At 42.5% G+C, this 334-nt stretch carries 2 tRNA genes; both read left to right on the forward strand.

What is annotated here, in order from left to right:
- A tRNA-Ile gene (locus ACY2RT_RS15310) sits at positions 1 to 74 on the forward strand.
- A 139-nt stretch (positions 75 to 213) separates the two neighbouring features.
- Positions 214 to 287: transfer RNA gene (locus ACY2RT_RS15315), tRNA-Ala, on the forward strand.
- Positions 288 to 334: the final 47 nt, after the last annotated feature.

Here is a 334-nt window from a genome sequence, read left to right on the forward strand (position 1 = left end):
AGTCTCATAGCTCAGCTGGTTAGAGCGCTACACTGATAATGTAGAGGTCGGCAGTTCGAGTCTGCCTGAGACTACAATTTTTTTGGGTTTTAGATCTGCGAGAGTGGTTTTATGATTTGAAATAAAAACGTTCATTTAAATAGACTAGAGATTTTAAGAAGTTGAGAGAGTTCAACAATCGTTAATCGTACTTCAACATCTGAAATCGATAACGGGGGATTAGCTCAGCTGGCTAGAGCGCCTGCCTTGCACGCAGGAGGTCATCGGTTCGACTCCGATATTCTCCACGACGGTCTTTAAGACAATGGGATTCTCTTTCCAGGGAATTTTTAGT

It is taken from the genome of Ulvibacter sp. 2210JD10-4, assembly GCF_058148525.1.